At 70.1% G+C, this 17324-nt stretch carries 19 protein-coding genes; 6 read left to right on the plus strand and 13 right to left on the minus strand.

Annotation, left to right across the window (positions count from 1 at the left end):
* The first annotated feature begins 236 nt into the window (after positions 1-236).
* The 3 genes from WG923_RS08780 (at position 237) to WG923_RS08790 (ending at position 2754) form a co-directional block, all read left to right on the plus strand.
* Positions 237-1871, plus strand: coding sequence for a phosphoethanolamine transferase (locus tag WG923_RS08780; protein WP_340350558.1), 1635 nt, complete (start codon positions 237-239; stop codon positions 1869-1871).
* A 39-nt stretch (positions 1872-1910) separates the two neighbouring features.
* On the plus strand, positions 1911-2303 hold the full coding sequence (locus WG923_RS08785) for a thioredoxin family protein (protein WP_340350559.1): 393 nt from the start codon (positions 1911-1913) through the stop codon (positions 2301-2303).
* Between the two features lie 136 nt (positions 2304-2439).
* Entirely contained in the window at positions 2440-2754 is a 315-nt protein-coding gene (locus tag WG923_RS08790; RefSeq protein ID WP_340350560.1) for a KGG domain-containing protein, read from the plus strand.
* A 101-nt stretch (positions 2755-2855) separates the two neighbouring features.
* Here WG923_RS08790 and WG923_RS08795 read toward each other — a convergent pair whose 3' ends face one another.
* The 12 genes from WG923_RS08795 to mdeB form a co-directional block, all read right to left on the minus strand.
* Positions 2856-3044, minus strand: a complete 189-nt coding sequence (locus tag WG923_RS08795; RefSeq protein ID WP_340350561.1) for a hypothetical protein — start codon at positions 3042-3044, stop codon at positions 2856-2858.
* A 156-nt stretch (positions 3045-3200) separates the two neighbouring features.
* On the minus strand, positions 3201-3698 hold the full coding sequence (locus tag WG923_RS08800) for a CBS domain-containing protein (protein WP_340350562.1): 498 nt from the start codon (positions 3696-3698) through the stop codon (positions 3201-3203).
* Positions 3699-3817: 119 nt separating this feature from the next.
* A complete protein-coding gene (locus WG923_RS08805) occupies positions 3818-4795 on the minus strand; it encodes a 2-hydroxyacid dehydrogenase (RefSeq protein ID WP_340350563.1) in 978 nt (325 codons plus the stop codon).
* Positions 4792-5739 carry a sugar kinase gene (locus WG923_RS08810; protein ID WP_340350564.1) on the minus strand — a complete coding sequence of 316 codons (948 nt, stop codon included), beginning with the start codon at positions 5737-5739 and terminating at the stop codon, positions 4792-4794. The genes WG923_RS08805 and WG923_RS08810 overlap by 4 nt, the downstream gene beginning before the upstream one ends.
* Positions 5736-6512, minus strand: a complete 777-nt coding sequence (locus WG923_RS08815; protein ID WP_340350565.1) for a sugar phosphate isomerase/epimerase family protein — start codon at positions 6510-6512, stop codon at positions 5736-5738. The genes WG923_RS08810 and WG923_RS08815 overlap by 4 nt, the downstream gene beginning before the upstream one ends.
* On the minus strand, positions 6512-7303 hold the full coding sequence (locus tag WG923_RS08820; RefSeq protein WP_340350566.1) for an amino acid ABC transporter ATP-binding protein: 792 nt from the start codon (positions 7301-7303) through the stop codon (positions 6512-6514). The genes WG923_RS08815 and WG923_RS08820 overlap by 1 nt, the downstream gene beginning before the upstream one ends.
* A 19-nt stretch (positions 7304-7322) precedes the next feature.
* Positions 7323-8111 (minus strand): transporter substrate-binding domain-containing protein, encoded by a 789-nt coding sequence (locus WG923_RS08825; protein ID WP_340350567.1) that lies wholly within the window; start codon positions 8109-8111, stop codon positions 7323-7325.
* Positions 8112-8146: 35 nt separating this feature from the next.
* Positions 8147-8800, minus strand: a complete 654-nt coding sequence (locus WG923_RS08830) for an amino acid ABC transporter permease (RefSeq protein WP_340350568.1) — start codon at positions 8798-8800, stop codon at positions 8147-8149.
* The gene (locus tag WG923_RS08835) at positions 8800-9471 is read right to left on the minus strand and encodes an amino acid ABC transporter permease (protein WP_340350569.1); all 672 of its coding nucleotides are present in this window, start codon (positions 9469-9471) and stop codon (positions 8800-8802) included. Before WG923_RS08835 ends, WG923_RS08830 begins: the two co-directional genes overlap by 1 nt.
* 73 nt (positions 9472-9544) lie before the next feature.
* Complete coding sequence (locus tag WG923_RS08840; protein WP_340350570.1) at positions 9545-10600, minus strand: LacI family DNA-binding transcriptional regulator; 1056 nt, start codon at positions 10598-10600, stop codon at positions 9545-9547.
* A 69-nt stretch (positions 10601-10669) separates the two neighbouring features.
* Positions 10670-11476 (minus strand): creatininase family protein, encoded by an 807-nt coding sequence (locus tag WG923_RS08845; protein ID WP_340350571.1) that lies wholly within the window; start codon positions 11474-11476, stop codon positions 10670-10672.
* 124 nt (positions 11477-11600) lie between these two features.
* Positions 11601-14219 (minus strand): alpha-ketoglutarate dehydrogenase, encoded by a 2619-nt coding sequence (gene mdeB, locus WG923_RS08850; RefSeq protein WP_340350572.1) that lies wholly within the window; start codon positions 14217-14219, stop codon positions 11601-11603.
* A gap of 104 nt (positions 14220-14323) precedes the next feature.
* Between mdeB and WG923_RS08855 the strand changes: the two genes are divergently transcribed.
* Together WG923_RS08855 and WG923_RS08860 are read left to right on the plus strand one after the other, a co-directional pair.
* Positions 14324-14794 (plus strand): Lrp/AsnC family transcriptional regulator, encoded by a 471-nt coding sequence (locus WG923_RS08855; protein WP_340350573.1) that lies wholly within the window; start codon positions 14324-14326, stop codon positions 14792-14794.
* A 128-nt stretch (positions 14795-14922) separates the two neighbouring features.
* Positions 14923-15099, plus strand: a complete 177-nt coding sequence (locus tag WG923_RS08860) for a hypothetical protein (protein ID WP_340350574.1) — start codon at positions 14923-14925, stop codon at positions 15097-15099.
* 64 nt (positions 15100-15163) lie between these two features.
* Here WG923_RS08860 and WG923_RS08865 read toward each other — a convergent pair whose 3' ends face one another.
* Entirely contained in the window at positions 15164-16474 is a 1311-nt protein-coding gene (locus tag WG923_RS08865) for a PQQ-dependent sugar dehydrogenase (protein WP_340350575.1), read from the minus strand.
* Positions 16475-16541: 67 nt separating this feature from the next.
* Between WG923_RS08865 and WG923_RS08870 the strand changes: the two genes are divergently transcribed.
* Positions 16542-17282 carry an alanyl-tRNA editing protein gene (locus WG923_RS08870; RefSeq protein WP_340350576.1) on the plus strand — a complete coding sequence of 247 codons (741 nt, stop codon included), beginning with the start codon at positions 16542-16544 and terminating at the stop codon, positions 17280-17282.
* Positions 17283-17324 lie beyond the last annotated feature (42 nt).

Raw genomic sequence — 17324 nt, forward strand, 5'->3', positions numbered from 1 at the left:
CCGGGGGAACTCAGCGCGTTCGGCGGACTCGGACCCTACGTATCGCAGCAGAGCTTGCGGCCCGGCGGCGGCGCGGGCCGCCGCTTTCCCCCGGACATGCGGCCTTGGGCTTCACCTGCCCGGGTGGATACTTCGCCTGCGCCAAGCGCCCTGGAGCGCGGCGGTGTGCTGGGCCGCCGCCAGCCTGGTGGATGCGGCGTGGCCACGCTCCTGGCACCTCGAGAGGATCTGAACAATTGGATGAACGACAGCCGCGGGGCATTCCCGCCGCTTTCCTGGTGGCTGGCGCCAGCGCCTGGATGGCGACCGCCGGCAACGCCGCCCTGTGGCGCGAACTGCAGAGCCTGGGCATCGCCCAGGCCCAGGGCGGCTGGCTGCTCACCCTCACGCTGGGCGGCATGCTGGCGGCCGCGCTCTACGCGCTGCTGAGCCTGTTCGCCTGGAAGCGCGTGCTCAAGCCCGCGATCGTGCTGCTGCTGGTCGCCACCGCGGTCGGGGCGCACTTCATGTGGACGTACCGGATCGTCATCGACAGCGCGATGGCGACCAACACCCTGCAGACGGACTGGCACGAGGTCCGCGCGCTGCTCACGCCCCGCTTCGGCGCCGTGGTCCTGGTCGGCGCGCTGCTGCCGTCCTGGATGGTCTGGCGCGTGGGCGTCCACCACCGGCCGTGGAAGCAGCAGGCGGTGCGCAACCTGGCCGGCCTGGCCGCGGGCATCGCGGTGGTCGCGGGCCTGATCCTGGTGAGTTTCCAGCCGCTCGCGTCCACGATGCGCAACCACACGCAGCTGCGTTACCTGATGAACCCGCTGAACCAGCTCTGGGCGGTGGGCCAGTCGGCGTTCGGCAGCAGCAAGATCAAGGGACCGGTGGCGCCGCTGGGGCGCGATGCGCGGCTGGCCGCCGGTGCGCCCGGCGCCAAGCCGCGGCTGCTGGTGCTGGTGCTGGGCGAGACGGGCCGCAGCGGCAACTTCGGCATCAACGGCTACGAACGCGACACGACCCCCGAACTGGCGCGTGCGCAGGCCGTGACCTTCCGCAACGCGTGGTCCTGCGGCACCAGCACCGCCGCTTCCGTGCCCTGCATGTTCTCGCACCTGGGGCGCGAGGGCTTCGGCGGCCGCAAGCAGGATTCCGAGAACCTGCTGGACGTGCTGCAGCACGCCGGCCTCGCGGTGCTGTGGATCGACAACCAGCCGGGCGGCTGCAAGGGCGTGTGCGAGCGCATCGCCAACGTGAACACGTCGGCGCTCAAGGACCCGCAGCTGTGTCCGAACGGCGAATGCCTGGACGAGATCCTGGTGCAGGGCCTCGACGAGCGCATCGCGCAACTGCCGGCGGCGCAGCGCGCCAAGGGCGTGGTGCTGGTGATGCACCAGATGGGAAGCCACGGGCCGGCCTACTCGCAGCGCACGCCGCCCGCGTTCAAGAAGTTCATGCCCGAGTGCACCAGCAGCCACCTGCCGGACTGCAGTTCCGCGCAGCTGCGCAACGCCTACGACAACACCATCGCCTACACCGACCACGTGCTGGGCGCCACCATCGCCTGGCTGCGCCAGCGCAGCGACTACGAGGGCGCGCTGCTCTATGTGGCCGACCACGGCGAGTCGCTGGGCGAGAACAACCTGTACCTGCATGGCCTGCCCTACGCCATCGCGCCGGACGTGCAGAAGCACGTGCCATGGGTGACCTGGCTGTCCGCCGGTTTCGAGCAGGCCGGCGGCCCGACGATGCAGTGCCTGCGCGCACGCGCGGACGCGCGCATCTCCCACGACCACCTGTTCCACTCCGTGCTCGGCCTGATGCAGGTCACCACCTCCGCCTACCGGCGCGACCTCGACGCCTACGCCGGCTGCGGCGCCGCCTGAAGCGCCGGCGCGCACCGGGGTCCCGGCTACACTGCGCCCATGGACAGCAGCGGCGCCTCCGAGCAAGCCTCCTGGTGGGTGGCCTGCCTCTGTGCCGCCTGGTGCGGCGTCTGCCGCGAATGGCAGCCCACCTTCTCGGCGCAGGCCCGCGCGCATCCGCACCTGCGCTTCGCCTGGGTCGACGTGGAGGATGAAGACGACGCGATGGGCGACGTCGACATCGAGACCTTTCCCACGCTGATGGTCGCGCGCGGTGACGAGGTGTTGTTCCTGGGCCCCATCCCACCCTCCAGCACGCAGTTCACCCGGCTGCTGGCCACGCTGCAGGCCCAGCCCCGGCCCGCTCCCGGCGTGGGCGCCGAGGCCAACGCGCTGTTCCGCCGCCTGAAGCCCCAGGTCCTGCCCCAGGCCCGCCTCCGACCCCCCGTCTGACGAGGTAGGGCCGCTCCTACACCCGGCAGCATTGCTGCCTGACGAGCGTAGTACGCACTTGCAAGCTCAATCGCAACATGGCTGGCACAGACCGGCCATGCAGTTCCAACATTTCAGTTTGCAAGGAGATCCTCACATGGCTTCCAACAATCAGGGCAACCAGGGCGGCGGAAAATCGAACCGTGGCTTCGCTTCCATGGACCCGCAGCGGCAGCGCGAAATCGCCAGCGAGGGCGGACGCGCGGCCCATGAGAAGGGCACGGCCCACGAGTTCACTTCCGAAGAAGCCCGCGAAGCCGGACGCAAGGGCGGCATGGCCCGCAGCGCCAACCGGCGCAACGCCATGGCCAGCCAGAACAGCGGCAGCGCCAGCGGCAGCAGCAGCGGCGGCAGCCACGGCGGTTCGCAGGGCAGCAGCGGCTCGCACAGCGGCGGCGGCAGCGAACACTGACCCGGACCGCATGGCCGCGCGAGCGGCCGCCGTTCCAGTCCAAGGCCGCGACAGCGGCCTTTTTTTTTCCCTCGAGGAATGCTGCGGTGGACGCCGAGGCTTCAGTAGCCTTCGCCGAGCTGCCACTCGCCGATCAGGCGCACGCGCGCATCCAGGTCGTCGGGAAGCTCCTGGCCGGGCGCGGGGGTCGCGGCTTGCTCGATGGCCTTGTCCGCGGGCGCAGCCTCGCGCGCCGGCGCGGCAGGCTGCTGCGGCACGGCGGGGAGCTGGAAGACGGACGAGAAACGCATGAGGTTCACCTGCCGACCAGTTTGGCAGGGAACCGTGACAGCAGTATTTCGGGTTTTCACCCGGCGGCTCTTTCCGCACGCGCGCGTGGCCGTGCGGCAACTACTCCCCTCTCCGGAGGATGGACGCGACCGACCGGGCCGCGTCCGCTCCCCGCCTCAGTGCCTGGCGCGACCCTGCGATTGCGACTGGGATTGCGACTGCGTGCCCGGCTCGGAGCGATCGGGCTCCGCCGGCGAGGAAATGTCGCCGAGCGACGTCGCGACGTCCACTTCATCCCCTGAATCCTTGGCTGCGATGTCACCCAGCGTGACGATGCCCACCAGCCGGTCGCTGCCGTCCACCACCGGCATGCGGCGGATCTGGGCGTCGGCCATCTCGCTGAGCACCTGGTCCACGTCGTCCTCCTCGTGGACGCAGCGCACGTGTCCGCTCATGACGTCCGCCAGCTTCATGGCCTTCAACTCACCCTGCTGGGCCGCCACGCCGCGCACCACGATGTCGCGGTCGGTCACCATGCCCACCAGCTTGTCGCCCTCGCACACGGGGATCACCCCCACGTTCATTTCGTCCATGCACCTGGCCGCATCGACCACCAGGTCGTCCGGGGTCATCGTGCGCACGTCCCGCGTCATGACATCTGCCACCGTCGTCATCGAGTTTCTCCTTCGCAAGTGAACAGGCACCGCGGAACGCCATGCCCTCCGGCCCAATGTACCGACGCGTGGCGCGCGGGCTATCGGTCCACTCGCAAGCTCGCGTAGGACGCGGCGGCTCAGGCGGCCGGCGCGTAGACCGCCTGCGGGCGCTCTCCGGCCAGCGCCTGCAGCAGGTTGGTGGTGGCGAGCCGCGCCATCGCGTGACGCGTCTCGTGGGTCGCGGAGCCGATGTGCGGCAGCGGCGTGACGCGCGGGTGGCACCGCAGCGGCGAATCCTGCGGCAGCGGCTCGACGGCGAACACGTCCAGCGCCGCGGCCCGCAGGCGGCCCGAGTCCAGCGCCTGCAGCAGTGCGTCCTCCTGCACGGTGGCGCCGCGGCCGCCGTTGACGAAGATCGCGCCCGGCGGCATCAGGCCGAATTCGCGCGGGCCCATCAGGCCTCGGGTGGCGTCGGTGAGCGGCAGCGTCGCGGCGACGATGTCGGCGCGTCGCAGCAGTTCGTCCAGCGCGACGTGGGTCGCCCGGCCCGCGAGTTCGGGCACGTCGACGGCCACCGGGTTGTGGTACAGGACCGGCATGCCGAAGCCCAGGGCGGCGCGCCGGGCCACCGCCTGGCCGATGCGGCCGAATCCGAGGATGCCCAGCGTCTTGCCGTGCACGTCCCAGCCGAACAGGTCTTCGCCGATGTTGCGGCTCCAGCGGCCTTCGCGCACGTGGTTGGAGAGTTCGACGATGCGGCGGCTGGCCGCCATGACCAGGGCGAAGACCGTGTCCGCGGTGGTCTCGGTCAGCACGCCCGGCGTGTGGCACAGGAGGATGCCGCGCTCCTGCAGCGCAGCGATGGGGTAGTTGTCGACGCCGACCGAAATCGAGGAGATCACTTCGAGGCGCGGGGCGCGCTCCAGCAGCGCGGGCGTGATCGCGTAGCTGGAGCCGATCAGGCCTTGCGCATGGGGCAGTGCCGCCTCGAAGGCGGCGAGCTGGTCCGGCTTGCGCGGATTGGCCACGGTGACTTCGTGCAGCGCGGCGAGGCGCGCGAGCTGGTCGTCCGGCAGCTCGCGGAACACGAGCACCGACTTGCGGGGCGCCGTCACAGTCCGGCCGCCTGCAGTTCGGCGCGCGTCGGCAGGCCTTCGGTGTCGCCCAGGACCTGCACGGCGCGCGCGCCGATCCAGGCGCCGCGGCGCACCGCCTCGGCCACGTTGCGGCCTTCCAGCAGCGCGCTGACCACGCCCACGGCGAAGCCGTCGCCGGCCCCGACCGTGTCCACGACCTGCGTGACCGGAAAGCCCGCCACGCGGCCGCAGCCGTTCACGCCGTCGAAGTACGCGCCCTCCGGCCCGAGCTTCACGGTGACCAGCTTGGCGCCCCGCTGCCGATAGAAGCGTGCGATGCCCTCCGGCGTCGTTTCGCCGGTGAGGAAGAGTCCTTCCTCCAGGCCCGGCAGCACCCAGTCGGCCTGGCAGGCCAGCACGTTGATCTCGCGCCGCATCTCCCCGGGCGAAGCCCAGAGCGAAGGACGCAGGTTGGGATCGAAGGAGATGGTGCCGCCGGCCGCGCGCATCACGTCCAGCGACTTCTGCGCCGCCGCCCGCGCGGTGGCGGAAATGGCGGGGAAGACGCCGGTGGCGTGCAGGTGGCGCGCCGAACGCAGCCACGCCTCGTCGACATCGGCCGGTCCCATCTGGCTCGCGGCGGAGCCCTTGCGGTGGTATTCCACCGGCGGGTCACTGCCGTCCGTGACGCGGCCCTTGAACTGGAAGCCGGTGCGCTGCGCGGGGTCGCACACGACCTTCGAGCAGTCCACCCCTTCGCGCCGCATCTCCGCCAGCAGGTAGCGGCCCATGGAATCGGTGCCGAGCCGGCTCGCCCAGGCCACGCGCAGGCCCAGCCGCGCCATGCCGATCGCGAAATTGGTCTCGGCGCCGGCGGTGCGCTTGGCAAAGCGCATCACCTGCTCCAGCGGCCCCGGCGTCTCGGCGACGAACATCTGCATCATTTCGCCGAAGGTGACGACGTCGAAGCGGATGTCCTTCATCGCGCGGCTCCGAGCGCGGCGGCGGCCGCGCGCAGCTGGCGGATCTCGTCGCGCGTGACGGCCAGCAGGTCCTCGCCGGCCAGCGGGTATTCGATCGCCCAGGGCAGCGCGCGCGGCAGGGCGCGCAGCACGGCGCGCCACGGCGCCTGCGACTCGGCCAGCGGCACGGCGACCCAGCGGCGCGGTTGCCGCTGCACGCCCTTGCAGTGCACATAGCTCACGCGGGGCGCGAAGGTGCGCGCCGCCTCCTGCGGGCATTCGCCGGTCCAGTGCCAGTTGCCCATGTCGAAGGTCAGTCCCAGGCGCAGGCCGGCTTCGTCGGCACGGCGGAAGAAGGCCTGCAGCGCGTCGAGCGTCCCCGCGGGCGTGGTCTGGTCATTCTCGATCACCAGCTCGGTGTCGCGCCCGCGCAGCAGGTCCGCCAGGCGCGGCAGGTCATGGTGCGACTCCGAACCGAAGCCGCCGATGGACATCTTCAGGCGCGGCGCGTCGAGCAACTCGGCGGCCTCGAGCGCGCGCTGCAGCGCCGCGATGTCGAGCGCACCGTGGTGCGCCCACAGGCCCTCGGGGCTGGAGTAGACGAGATGCGAGCCGCGCTCCGCCACGGCGCGGGCGATGTCGGGCAGTTCCTCCGCAGGGCGCGTGAGGAGTTCGCCGCGCACTTCGACGCCGTCGGCGCCCGCCTTCTGCGCGAGTTGCGTGAACCACAGCTGGCCGTGGCGCCGCACTTCCGCCGCCCCGAAGGACGACAGGGAGATCAACACCGGCTGCATCACGCGACGACCGGTTGCTGCGGATGATGATGGGAGCTCAGGATCTGGCCCAGGAACTGGCGCGTCTTCTCATGCTGCGGCTGCAGGAAGAACTGCTCCGGCGGCGCCTGTTCGACGATGCGGCCGTCGGCCATGAAGATCACGCGGTCGGCCACCTTGCGCGCGAAGCCCATCTCGTGCGTCACGCACAGCATGGTCATGCCTTCTTCCGCCAGGCCGATCATCGTGTCCAGCACTTCCTTGACCATCTCGGGGTCGAGCGCGGACGTGGGCTCGTCGAACAGCATGATGCGCGGCGTCATGCACAGGGCGCGGGCGATCGCCACGCGCTGCTGCTGGCCGCCCGAGAGCTGGCTCGGATACTTGTTCGCCTGCTCGGGAATGCGCACGCGGGCGAGGAACTTCATCGCGGTCGCCTCCGCCTCCTCCTTCGAGATGCCGCGCGTGCGCATCGGCGCCAGCGTGCAGTTCTGCAGGATGGTGAGGTGGGGGAACAGGTTGAACTGCTGGAACACCATGCCGACTTCGGCCCGCACCTTGTCCACGTTGCGCTTGTGCGCCGTGAGGTCGATGCCGTCCACGACGATGCTGCCCTGCTGCACGGTTTCCAGGCCGTTGATGCAGCGGATCAGCGTGGACTTGCCCGAGCCCGAGGGCCCGCACACCACGATGCGCTCACCGGGCGCGACCGCGAGGTCGATGTCGGTGAGCACCTGGAACTTGCCGAACCACTTCTGCACGCCCTGCATGCGGATGATCGGTTCGGCGCCGGCGCTGTCCCTCTGGTCCATGCTGTTCCCCGCTGCGCGCTTACTGCATCTTCGGCAGGTCGGCGCCCAGCCACTTGTTGTACAGCTTGTTCAGCTCGCCGTTGGCCGTGTTCTTCGCCACGAAGTCGTTCACCGCCTTGAGCAGCGGCTCCTGGCCGGGGCGCATGGCGACGGCCATCTCCTGCTGGCGCAGCACGAACTTGGGCTCGAAGGCACCGGGCTGGCGCTTGTTGATCTGCGCGGCGACGGTGGTGGAGCAGCCGATGGCATCGACCTGGCCGGAGATCAGGGCCTGCATGGCGGACGCGTCGTCGTCGAAGCGGCGGATCTCGGTGCCTTGCGGGGCGATCGCGGTCAGCGCCACGTCCTGCGTGCTGGCGCGGGCCACGCCCACCTTCAGCGGCTTCAGGTCGGCCGGGCCCTTGATGTTGGCCTTCTTCTCGCCGAACAGCACGATGGTGGCGGCGGAATACGGCTTGGAGAACTGGACCTGCTTGGCGCGCTCGGGCGTCACGGCCAGCGAGGCGACCAGCAGGTCGACCTTGTTGGTCAGCAGGAAGGGGATGCGGTTCGGGCCGGTCACCGGCACGAGATTGACCTTGACGCCCCAGTCCTTGGCCAGCAGGCGGGCCACGTCGGCGTCGTAGCCGTCAGGCTGGTTCTGGGCGTTGGTCGTGCCGTAGGGCGGGAAGTCCACCAGCAGGCCGATGTTGATCTCGCCCTTCTTCTTCAGGTCTTCCGGGCTCTGGGCGAGCGCCGGCGCGGCGAGCAGCGACACGGTCGCGGCCAGGCCCAGCACGGCGAAAACACGGCGGGTGATGGTTTGCATGGGGAAGTCTCCAGTGGATGAAAAGGGAAATGCGGTCAGCGCGCCAGCGCCCGGGCCTGGCGGCGCTCCATGTGCTGGGCCAGCAGCGACAGCGGCCAGCACAGCGCGAAGTAGATGCCCGCGACCAGGCTGAACACGATCAGCGGCTGGAAGGTGGCGTTGTTGATGATCTGGCCGGCGCGCGTGACCTCGGTGAAGCCGATGATCGCGGCCAGCGAGGTGCCCTTGATCACCTGCACCATGTAGCCCACGGTGGGCGGCAGGGCGATCTTGAAGGCCTGCGGCAGCACGACGTCGCGCATGCGGGCGAAGTAGTGCAGGCCCAGCGCGTGCGCGGCCTCGGTCTGCCCGTGCGGGATCGCCTGGATGCAGCCGCGCCAGATCTCGCCGAGGAAGGCGCTCGTGTTGAGGATCAGCGCCACGCCGGCGGCGACCCAGGGGTTGACGTCGATGCCCAGCACCGGCGCGCCGAAGAACACCAGGAACAGCTGCAGCAGCAGCGGCGTGCCCTGGAACACCTGCACGAAGGCCGTGGCCACGGCCTGGGCGACGCGGCTTTCGCTGGTGCGGCCCAGCGCCACGAGCAGGCCGCCGATGGCGCCGCCCACGAAGGCGATCAGCGACAGCGCGATCGTCCACCTGGCCGCTTCGAGGATGAAGAGGAATTCGGGAAAGCCGAAGGTGCGCATCAGCGGCGGTCCGGGTAGTCCAGCGCGAGCCGGTAGACGAAGCGGAACAGGATCGAGAACGCCAGCGCCAGCAGGAAGTAGATGACGGCGACGACGATGTAGATCTCGAAGCTGCGGAAGGTCTGCGACTGCAGGTTGGCCGCGACCGAGGTGAGGTCGTCCGCGGAGATCGCGGACACCACGGCGGAACTGAGCATCAGCAGGATGAACTGGCTGGTGAGCGCCGGGTAGATCGCCTTGAGCGCCGGCTTGAGGATGATGTGGCGGAACACCTGGTGGCGCTTGAGGTTCAACGCCAGGCCGGCCTCGATCTGCCCGCGCGGGATCGACTCGATGCCGGCGCGCAGGATCTCCGTGGCGTAGGCGCCGAGGTTCACCACCATCGCCACCAGCGCCGCGGAATGCGCGGACCAGCGCAGGCCGAGCGCGGGCAGCGCGAAGAAGAAGAAGAACAGCTGCACCAGGAAGGGGGTGTTGCGGATCAACTCGATGTATGCATTGACCACCCAGCGCGCGGCCTTCGGGCCCGCCGTCTTGGCCCACGCGCAGACGATCGCGACGGCGAGCCCCAGCACCGTGGCGGTGAGCGAGAGCTGGATCGTGGTCCAGGTGCCCTGGAGCAGCAGCGGCCAGGCGGCGAAGACGTCCTGGAACTGGAAGGTGTAATTCACGTCGGAGCGAGCTGAAACCGGTTTCTGGACGCGATTATAGAAACCGGTTTCAGGCTCTCATCAGGGGAAACCCTTAGATCGAAGCCTGCGCTCCCACGGACGAGCGGCGCACCACCAGTTCGCCCGGCAACAGGATCTGTCGCGGCGGCAGGTCCAGGCCCCGCAGCCGCTCCAGCAGGCACGCCGTGGCGAGCCGGCCGAGAGCGTCGGTGGGCTGCGCGATGGTCGTCAGGCCCGGGCCCACGAGCGCAGCCCACTCCGTCTCGTCGATGCCGACGAAGCCCAGGTCGCGCCCGAAGGTCCAGCCCTGGCGCGCCACCGCGTCGGCCACGCGCAAGGTGATCACCGCGTTGCTGGCCAGCACCGCCGGCCGGCGGCCGCGCGCGTGCTGCTCGCGCAGTGCCGCGGCGAGCACTTCCGGCGCGTTCGCGCTGGATTCGACCACGCCGCCGGTGGCCTGCGGGTGCGCGGCGAGGAAGGCGCGGAAGGCCGCCACCCGTTCCTCGCGCGAGCTCACGCCGGCGGCGGGCTCGGTCACGAACACCAGGTCGTCCCAGCCGCAGTCCAGCAGGTGGCCGGCCGCCATCCGGATCGCACCGGCGTTGTCCAGGGACACGAAATCCGCCTGCATGTTGGCGTGGCGCCGGTCCACCAGCACCACGGGCCGGCCCTGGCGCGCCACCGCGGCGGCGGCGCCTTCGTCGCGACCGAGCGTGTTCAGGATCAGGCCTTCGACGTGGTACGACGCCAGGGCCTGGATCGCGTCGCGCTCGCGCTGGCTGTCGTCGCCCAGGTTGAACAGCATCAGCAGGTAGCCGGCCTCCTGGCAGGCCTTTTCGGCGCCGCGCAGGACGGCCACGGAAAAGGGATTGGTCACGTCGGCCACCACCAGGCCGACCAGCCGCGAGCGCCCGCGCTTGAGCGCCTGCGCCATCGGGCTGGGGGAGTAGCCCAGGGCCGCGATCGCGGACTCGACGCGGGTGGCGATCTCCGGCGTCAGCAGCTCGTCGCGCCGGTTCAGGAAGCGGGACACCGTGGCCTTGGAGACGCCGGCCTTCTCGGCGACGTCGGCGATCGTCGTCCGGACGATGGGGGGTGCGAAGACGGGCGGTGAAGGCTTGGCGGACATCGGTTTGCTGAAACCAGTTTCAGGCACCGATGCTAACGTGAAGCGGTCCGGGAGCGAAGCCCCCTGGGATTACTCCGCCAAGGTTGTCAGGGGCAACGCCGCGATCTCCTGCAGCAGCAGGGCGAGTTGGCGGCCGGCCGCCTCGAGGACCGCGCGGCCCTGCGCCGCATCGGCGGCTGCCGCATTGCCGGCGGCACCCAGCGGGTTGTAGTCCTGCATGGCCCATCCCAGCCTGGCGCTGCGGCCGTTGCCCAGGATCGGATACTGCGCGGCGCGATCGCGCGAGCTGGAAGAGAAATCCTGCGCCTGCGCCATCCGCACCGTGTCCGGCGCCAGCGCCAGCATCAGGGAAGTCTCGATCTGCCCCGCGTGCACGCCGAAGCGGTGTTCGTCGGCGCTGAAGAGGCCGTTCACGTCGTCGCCGAGGGGCAGGTTCCACCAGTTGCAGCCGTAGACGATCAGATTGCAGCGCACCCGCAACTCGCGCGCGACGATGTCCAGCAGGCTTGCCTGGCCGCCGTGGCCGTTGAACAGGAGCAGCTTGCGCACGCCGGCGCGGGCAACGCATTCGCCCAGGGCGACCCAGGTGGCGATCACCGTCTCGATCGGCAGCGTGAGGGTGCCGGGAAAGGAGGCGTGCTCGGGGCTGTAGCCGACTTGCTGGGTGGGCAGAACCAGCACTGGCGCGTCTTGCGGAAGCTGCGTCAGGGCTTGCGCCACGATGCCGTCGACGAGGCACTGGTCGACGCGCAGCGGCAGGTGCGGGCCGTGCTGCTCGGTCGCGCCGACGGGGAGGACGGCGACCGTCTTCGCCGCGTCAATCGTTGCGAAGTCGGTGGTGGCGAGGTCGGCCCAGAAGCGCGAGGGGAGCGGCATGGGGTGATCTTAGTAGGCTGGCGGTGGAGCGTCAGCGCAACCCCAGCGATGCGCGAAGCGCTGGGGTTCACGGCGCGCTGCGCGCGCGTTCACCGCCAGCCTACGAAGACGGCCATGCGCCGGCTTACGACTTCAGTGCGTGCAGCGCCGCCCGCGCAATGCTCCCCGCATCCACCCGGAAATACGCCCGCAGCGCGGCCCGCGTGTCGCTGCGGCCGAATCCATCCGTGCCCAACGTCACGTAGCGCCGCGCGGAAGGCACGAAGGCGCGGATGCTCTCCGGCACGGCGCGCACGTAGTCGCTGGCGGCGATCACCGGCCCGCCGGACGCGCCGAGCTGCTGCGCCACGTACGCCGCGCGCTCCACGCCGTTTTCCAGGGCATCGCGCTCGCAGGCCACGCCGTCGCGGGCCAGCTCGCTCCAGCTGGTCACGCTGAAGACTTCGCTGGCGATGCCCTGCTGCGCAAGCTGCTGCGCCGCGGCGATCACCTCGGTGAGGATCGCGCCCGACCCCATCAGCGTGACGCGCCGCGGCGCGTCCGGCGCACCGTACGCGCCGAAGCGGTAGCAGCCGCGCACCACGCCCTCGCGCGCATCGGCCGGCAGGTCCGGCTGGGCGTAGTTCTCGTTCATCAGCGTGACGTAATAGAACACGTCGTGCTGCTCCACCAGCATTTCGCGCATGCCCGCATCGACGATCACGGCCATCTCGCCCGCGAACGCGGGATCGTAGGCCTTGCAGTTCGGGATGGTCGCGGCCACGAGGTGGCTGCTGCCGTCCTGGTGCTGCAGGCCCTCGCCCGCCAGCGTCGTGCGGCCCGAGGTCGCACCGAGCAGGAAGCCGCGCGCGCGTTGGTCGGCCGCCGCCCAGATGGCGTCGCCCACGCGCTGGAAGCCGAACATCGAGTAGTAGATGTAGAAGGGCAGCATGGCGTAGCCGTGCACGCTGTAGCTGGTGGCCGCGGCCGTCCAGCTCGCGATGGCGCCCGCCTCGCTGATGCCCTCCTCCAGGATCTGGCCGTCGAGCGCCTCGCGGTACGACAGCACGGAGCCGATGTCCTCCGGCTCGTACTTCTGCCCCACGCTGGAATAGATGCCCACCTGCTTGAACAGGTTGGCCATGCCGAAGGTGCGCGCCTCGTCGGCCACGATCGGCACGATGCGCGGGCCCAGCTGCGGGTCTTTCAGCAGCCCCGCCATCAGGCGCACGAAGGCCATGGTGGTGGACATTTCCTTGCCGCCTGCCTGCAGCGCGAACTGCGCATAGCTTTCCGCCTCGGGCACGGGCACCGCGTCGGCCTTCGTCTGCCGCTGCGGCAGGTAGCCGCCCAGCGCGGCGCGCCGCGCGTGCAGGTAGCGCATCTCGGCGCTGTCGTCGGCGGGCTTGTAGAAGGCGAGCGTCTTGGCCTGTTCGTCCGACAGCGGCAGGTTGAAGCGGTTGCGGAACTCCAGCAGCTCGGTCTCGTCCAGCTTCTTGTGGCTGTGCGTGGTCATGCGGCCCTGCCCCGCCTTGCCCATGCCGTAGCCCTTCTTCGTGTGGGCCAGGATCACGGTGGGCTGGCCGTGGTGGCGCGCGGCGGCGTCGTAGGCCGCGTGGATCTTCACGAGGTCGTGGCCGCCGCGCTTGAGGCGGTCGATCTGTTCGTCCGTCATGCCCTGCGCCAGCCGCGCGAGCTCCTTGTTCTGGCCGAAGAAGTTGTCGCGGTTGAAGCGCCCGTCCTTGGCGGCGAAGGTCTGCATCTGGCCGTCCACCGTGTGCGCGAAGGCGCGCACCAGCGCGGCGGAGGTGTCGCGCGCGAACAGGCCGTCCCAGTCGCTGCCCCACAGCAGCTTGATCACGTTCCAGCCGGCGCCGCGGAACAGCTTCTCCAGTTCGTCGACGATGCGGCCGTTGCCGCGCACCGGACCATCGAGCCGCTGCAGGTTGCAGTTGACCACCCACACCAGGTTGTCCAGCTTCTCGCGCGAGGCCAGCGTCAGCGCGCTCATGCTCTCGGGCTCGTCCATCTCGCCGTCGCCGAACACGCCCCACACCTTGCGCGCGCCGCAATCGACCAGCCCCCGATGCGTGAGGTAACGCATGAAGCGCGCGTGGTAGATCGAGCTGATCGGACCGATGCCCATCGAGCCGGTCGGGAACTGCCAGAAGTCCGGCATCAGCCAGGGGTGCGGATAGCTGGAAAGCCCGCGTGCGCCTTCGCCCGGCGCGGCGATCTCCTGACGGTAATGCGCGAGGTCCTGCTCGCGCAGGCGGCCCTCGAGGAAGGCGCGCGCATAGACGCCGGGCGCGCTGTGCGGCTGGTAGAACACCAGGTCGCCCTTGCCCTGCTCGCTGCGGGCGCGGAAGAAGTGGTTGAAGCCCACCTCGAACAGGTCCGCGGCGCTCGCGTAGCTGGCGATGTGGCCCCCGAGCTCGCCGTACGCCGTGTTGGCGCGCACCACCATCGCCAGCGCGTTCCAGCGCATGATCGACGCGAGCTTCTCCTCGATCGCGAGGTCGCCCGGGAACACCGGCTGGCGTTCCACCGGCACGGTGTTCACGTAGGGCGTGACCAGCTCCGGCGACCAGCCCACCGCGGGGCTCCTTCCGAGCACCGCGAGCTGGTCGAGGATGAAGCGGGCCCGCGCGGGCCCTTCCTGTTCCACCAGCGCGCGGAAGGCGTCGCGCCACTCCGCGGTCTCGATGGGGTCGGTGTCGCCGTTCTCGTCGGCGAGGTAACGCGTGATGCTGTCGTCGGCCATGCCTCCACTCTAGGCACGATGGCGCGGCACGGGGCGCCGAAATGCAGGTGGAGGCTTGGCTCGGCGGCATAAAATGCCTCAGTCTCCGCATTTCACAGCATTCCGTGCACTTGGACACCACCGACCTGCGCATCCTGGCGCAACTGCAGGAAGACGGCTCGCTCACCAACGTCGAACTGGCGCGGCGGGTCCATCTCTCGCCCTCTCCGTGCCTGGCGCGCGTGAAGGCGCTGGAGGCCGCGGGCGTGATCGAGCGCTACGTGGCGCTGGCCAACGCCAAGGCGCTGGGCCTGGGCCTGAACGTGTTCATCAACATCAGCCTGAAGTCGCAGTCGAAGGAGGCGCTGGCGGAATTCGAGCGCCGCATCGCGGAGCACGACGAGGTGATGGAGTGCTACCTCATGACCGGCGACAGCGACTACCTGATCCGCGTCGCGGTGCCGGACATCGCGGCGCTGGAGCGCTTCATCCTGGAACAGCTCACGCCGATCCCCGGGATCGAGAAGATCCGCTCCAGCTTCGCGCTCAAGCAGGTCCGCTACAAGACGGCGCTGCCCTTACCGCCGCGATCCTGACCGACACGCATGCAGGCGGGCCCACGCGCCTGTAGTCACGTGTCTTACGGCCGGGCTGCCTGCACGCGACGGCTTCCTTGCGGCTTCCGCCGAACGACAGGGCCCCCCGCGCCGGAGACCATTCGTGCATGGGGACTCTTCGATCATTTGCTGAAACCGCCTGGCGCGAGAGCTGGAACCGCGCCGTCTGGCCCTCGCTGGCCTTGTCGATCGCGGTGGCGCTCGACCAGTGCACGCGCGGGCCTTCGCTGACCGCGATGATCATCACGGCGTACCTGAACGGGGCGCTGCCGACGCTGGGCTGAGGAACCGCTGGGCTTCGCGCTGGCGCGGCTCAGCACCAGCCTACGTCAACGGCGCTTCGAAAATTCACCGCGCAGGCGCGATCCGCCAGACCGTGTTGCCGACATCGTCGGCCACCAGCAGGCCACCGGTGCGATCCAGCGCCACGCCCACCGGCCGGCCCCAGGCATGGCCGTCCGGACTCAGGAAACCGGTGAGGAAATCCTGCGGCGGCCCCGCCGGCCTGCCGTTGGCGAACGGCACGAACACCACCTTGTAGCCACTGCGCGGCGCCCGGTTCCACGATCCGTGCTCGCCGACGAACGCCCCTTCGGCATAAGGCGCAGCCAGCCGCCCCTCCGAGAACGCGAGCCCCAGCGGCGCCACGTGGTTGCCCAGGGCGAAGTCCGGCGCGATCGCGCGCGCCACCATCTCGGGCCGCGGCGGCTGCACGCGGTCGTCCACGTGCGCGCCCCAGTAGCTCCAGGGCCAGCCGTAGAAGGCGCCCTCGCGCACCGAGGTCAGATAATCCGGGACGAGGTCGCTCCCGAGCTCGTCGCGCTCGTTCACCACCGCCCACAGGGCGCGCGTGCGGGGCTCGAACGCCAGGCCCACCGGGTTGCGCAGGCCGCCGGCGAACAGGCGCTTGCTGCCGCTGGCCACGTCGATCTCCCAGATCGCCGCGCGGCCGTCCTCCTTCTCCATGCCGTGCTCGGCGACATTGCTGTTGGAGCCCACCGAGGCGTAGAGCTTGCGGCCGTCGGGGCTCGCCACCAGGCCCTTGGTCCAGTGGTGGTTGCGGCCCGCCGGCAGGTCCGTCACCTTCACCGGCGCCGCGGTGATCTGCGTCTGCCCCGGCTGGTAGGGAAAGCGCACCACCGCATCGGCGTTGGCGACATACAGGTCGTTGCCCACCAGGGCCATGCCGAAGGGCGAGTGCAGCTTGTCGATGAACACACTCTTGTGCTCCGCCTGCCCGTCGCCGTTCGCATCGCGCAGCAGCAGGATGCGGTCGGGACTGGGCACCCCCGCGCCCGCGCGCTTCATCACCTGCTTCATGACGAAGCTCTTGATTCCCTTGGGTTCATCGCCGGGCGGCGGCTTCGGGGCGTTGCTCTCGGCCACCAGGATGTCGCCATTGGGCAGCACGTAGAGCCAGCGCGGATGCTCCAGGCCCCGCTCCAGCGCCGCCACCCGGAACCCGGGCGGCGCCTGCGGCTGGCGGTCCTGCGGCCAGCCCTGCGCCGGGGCGATGTGCACGGTGGGGATCAGCGACTTGGCGGGCGGCGGCAACTGCGGCTGCGCGCCGACGGTGGCGGCTTCGGGCAGGCGGGCGGTGTCGCTGCAGCCGGCGACTCCCGCCAGCAGCACGAACAGGAGCGAGGCGGTTCGGGACATGGCACGAAGTGTGCGTCCCTGATCCCATACTGTGGGGCGGAAGCGCGGGAAAAGGGACAATCGGAGGATGACGCAAGAGTTGTTTCGACAGGACGCCTATCTGCGGGAGACGCCCGCCACCGTGCTCGCCCTCGGCGAGCAGGGGGTGGTGCTGGACCGCACGGTGTTCTATCCGCTGGGCGGCGGACAGGCCGGGGACACCGGCATGCTGGTGCTGCCCGACGGGCGCCTGCTGCAAATCGCGGACACCCGCAAGGCCAAGGACGAGCAGGGCCTGCCCACGGGCGGCGTGGCGCATGTGCCGCAGCCCGGCCAGGAGGCCCTGCTGGCGGAATTGCGCCCGGGCGACGCCGTCGTCGCGCGCATCGACTGGGACCGCCGCCACCGGCTGATGCGCTTCCACACCACGACCCACCTGCTGTGCCACCTGGTGCCGCAGCTGGTGAACGGCTGCTCGATCACGCCGGACTATGCCCGGCTGGACTTCAACATGACCGACCCGCTGGAGAAGGAAGCGCTCACCGCCGGCATCGCCCGCCTGGTGGCTGCAGGCCACGCGGTCGAAATCGGCGCCATCACGGACGAGGACCTGGATGCCAATCCGGCCCTGGTCAAGAGCATGTCCGTGCAGCCGCCGCGCGGCACGGGGCGGGTGCGCACCATCCGCATCGGCGGCGCGTCCGCGATCGATTACCAGCCCTGCGGCGGCACCCACGTGGCCAACACCTCGGAAATCGGGGCGGTGGTCGTTACCAAAATCGAGAAGAAGAGCGCCACCACCCGACGGGTGGTGCTGGGCTTCGCCTGAACTCCGGAACTTCGGCCTCACCGCAGAGCTCCACCTTGCAGC

The organism is Ramlibacter sp. AN1133, from assembly GCF_037890035.1.
Taxonomy (GTDB): domain Bacteria; phylum Pseudomonadota; class Gammaproteobacteria; order Burkholderiales; family Burkholderiaceae_C; genus Ramlibacter.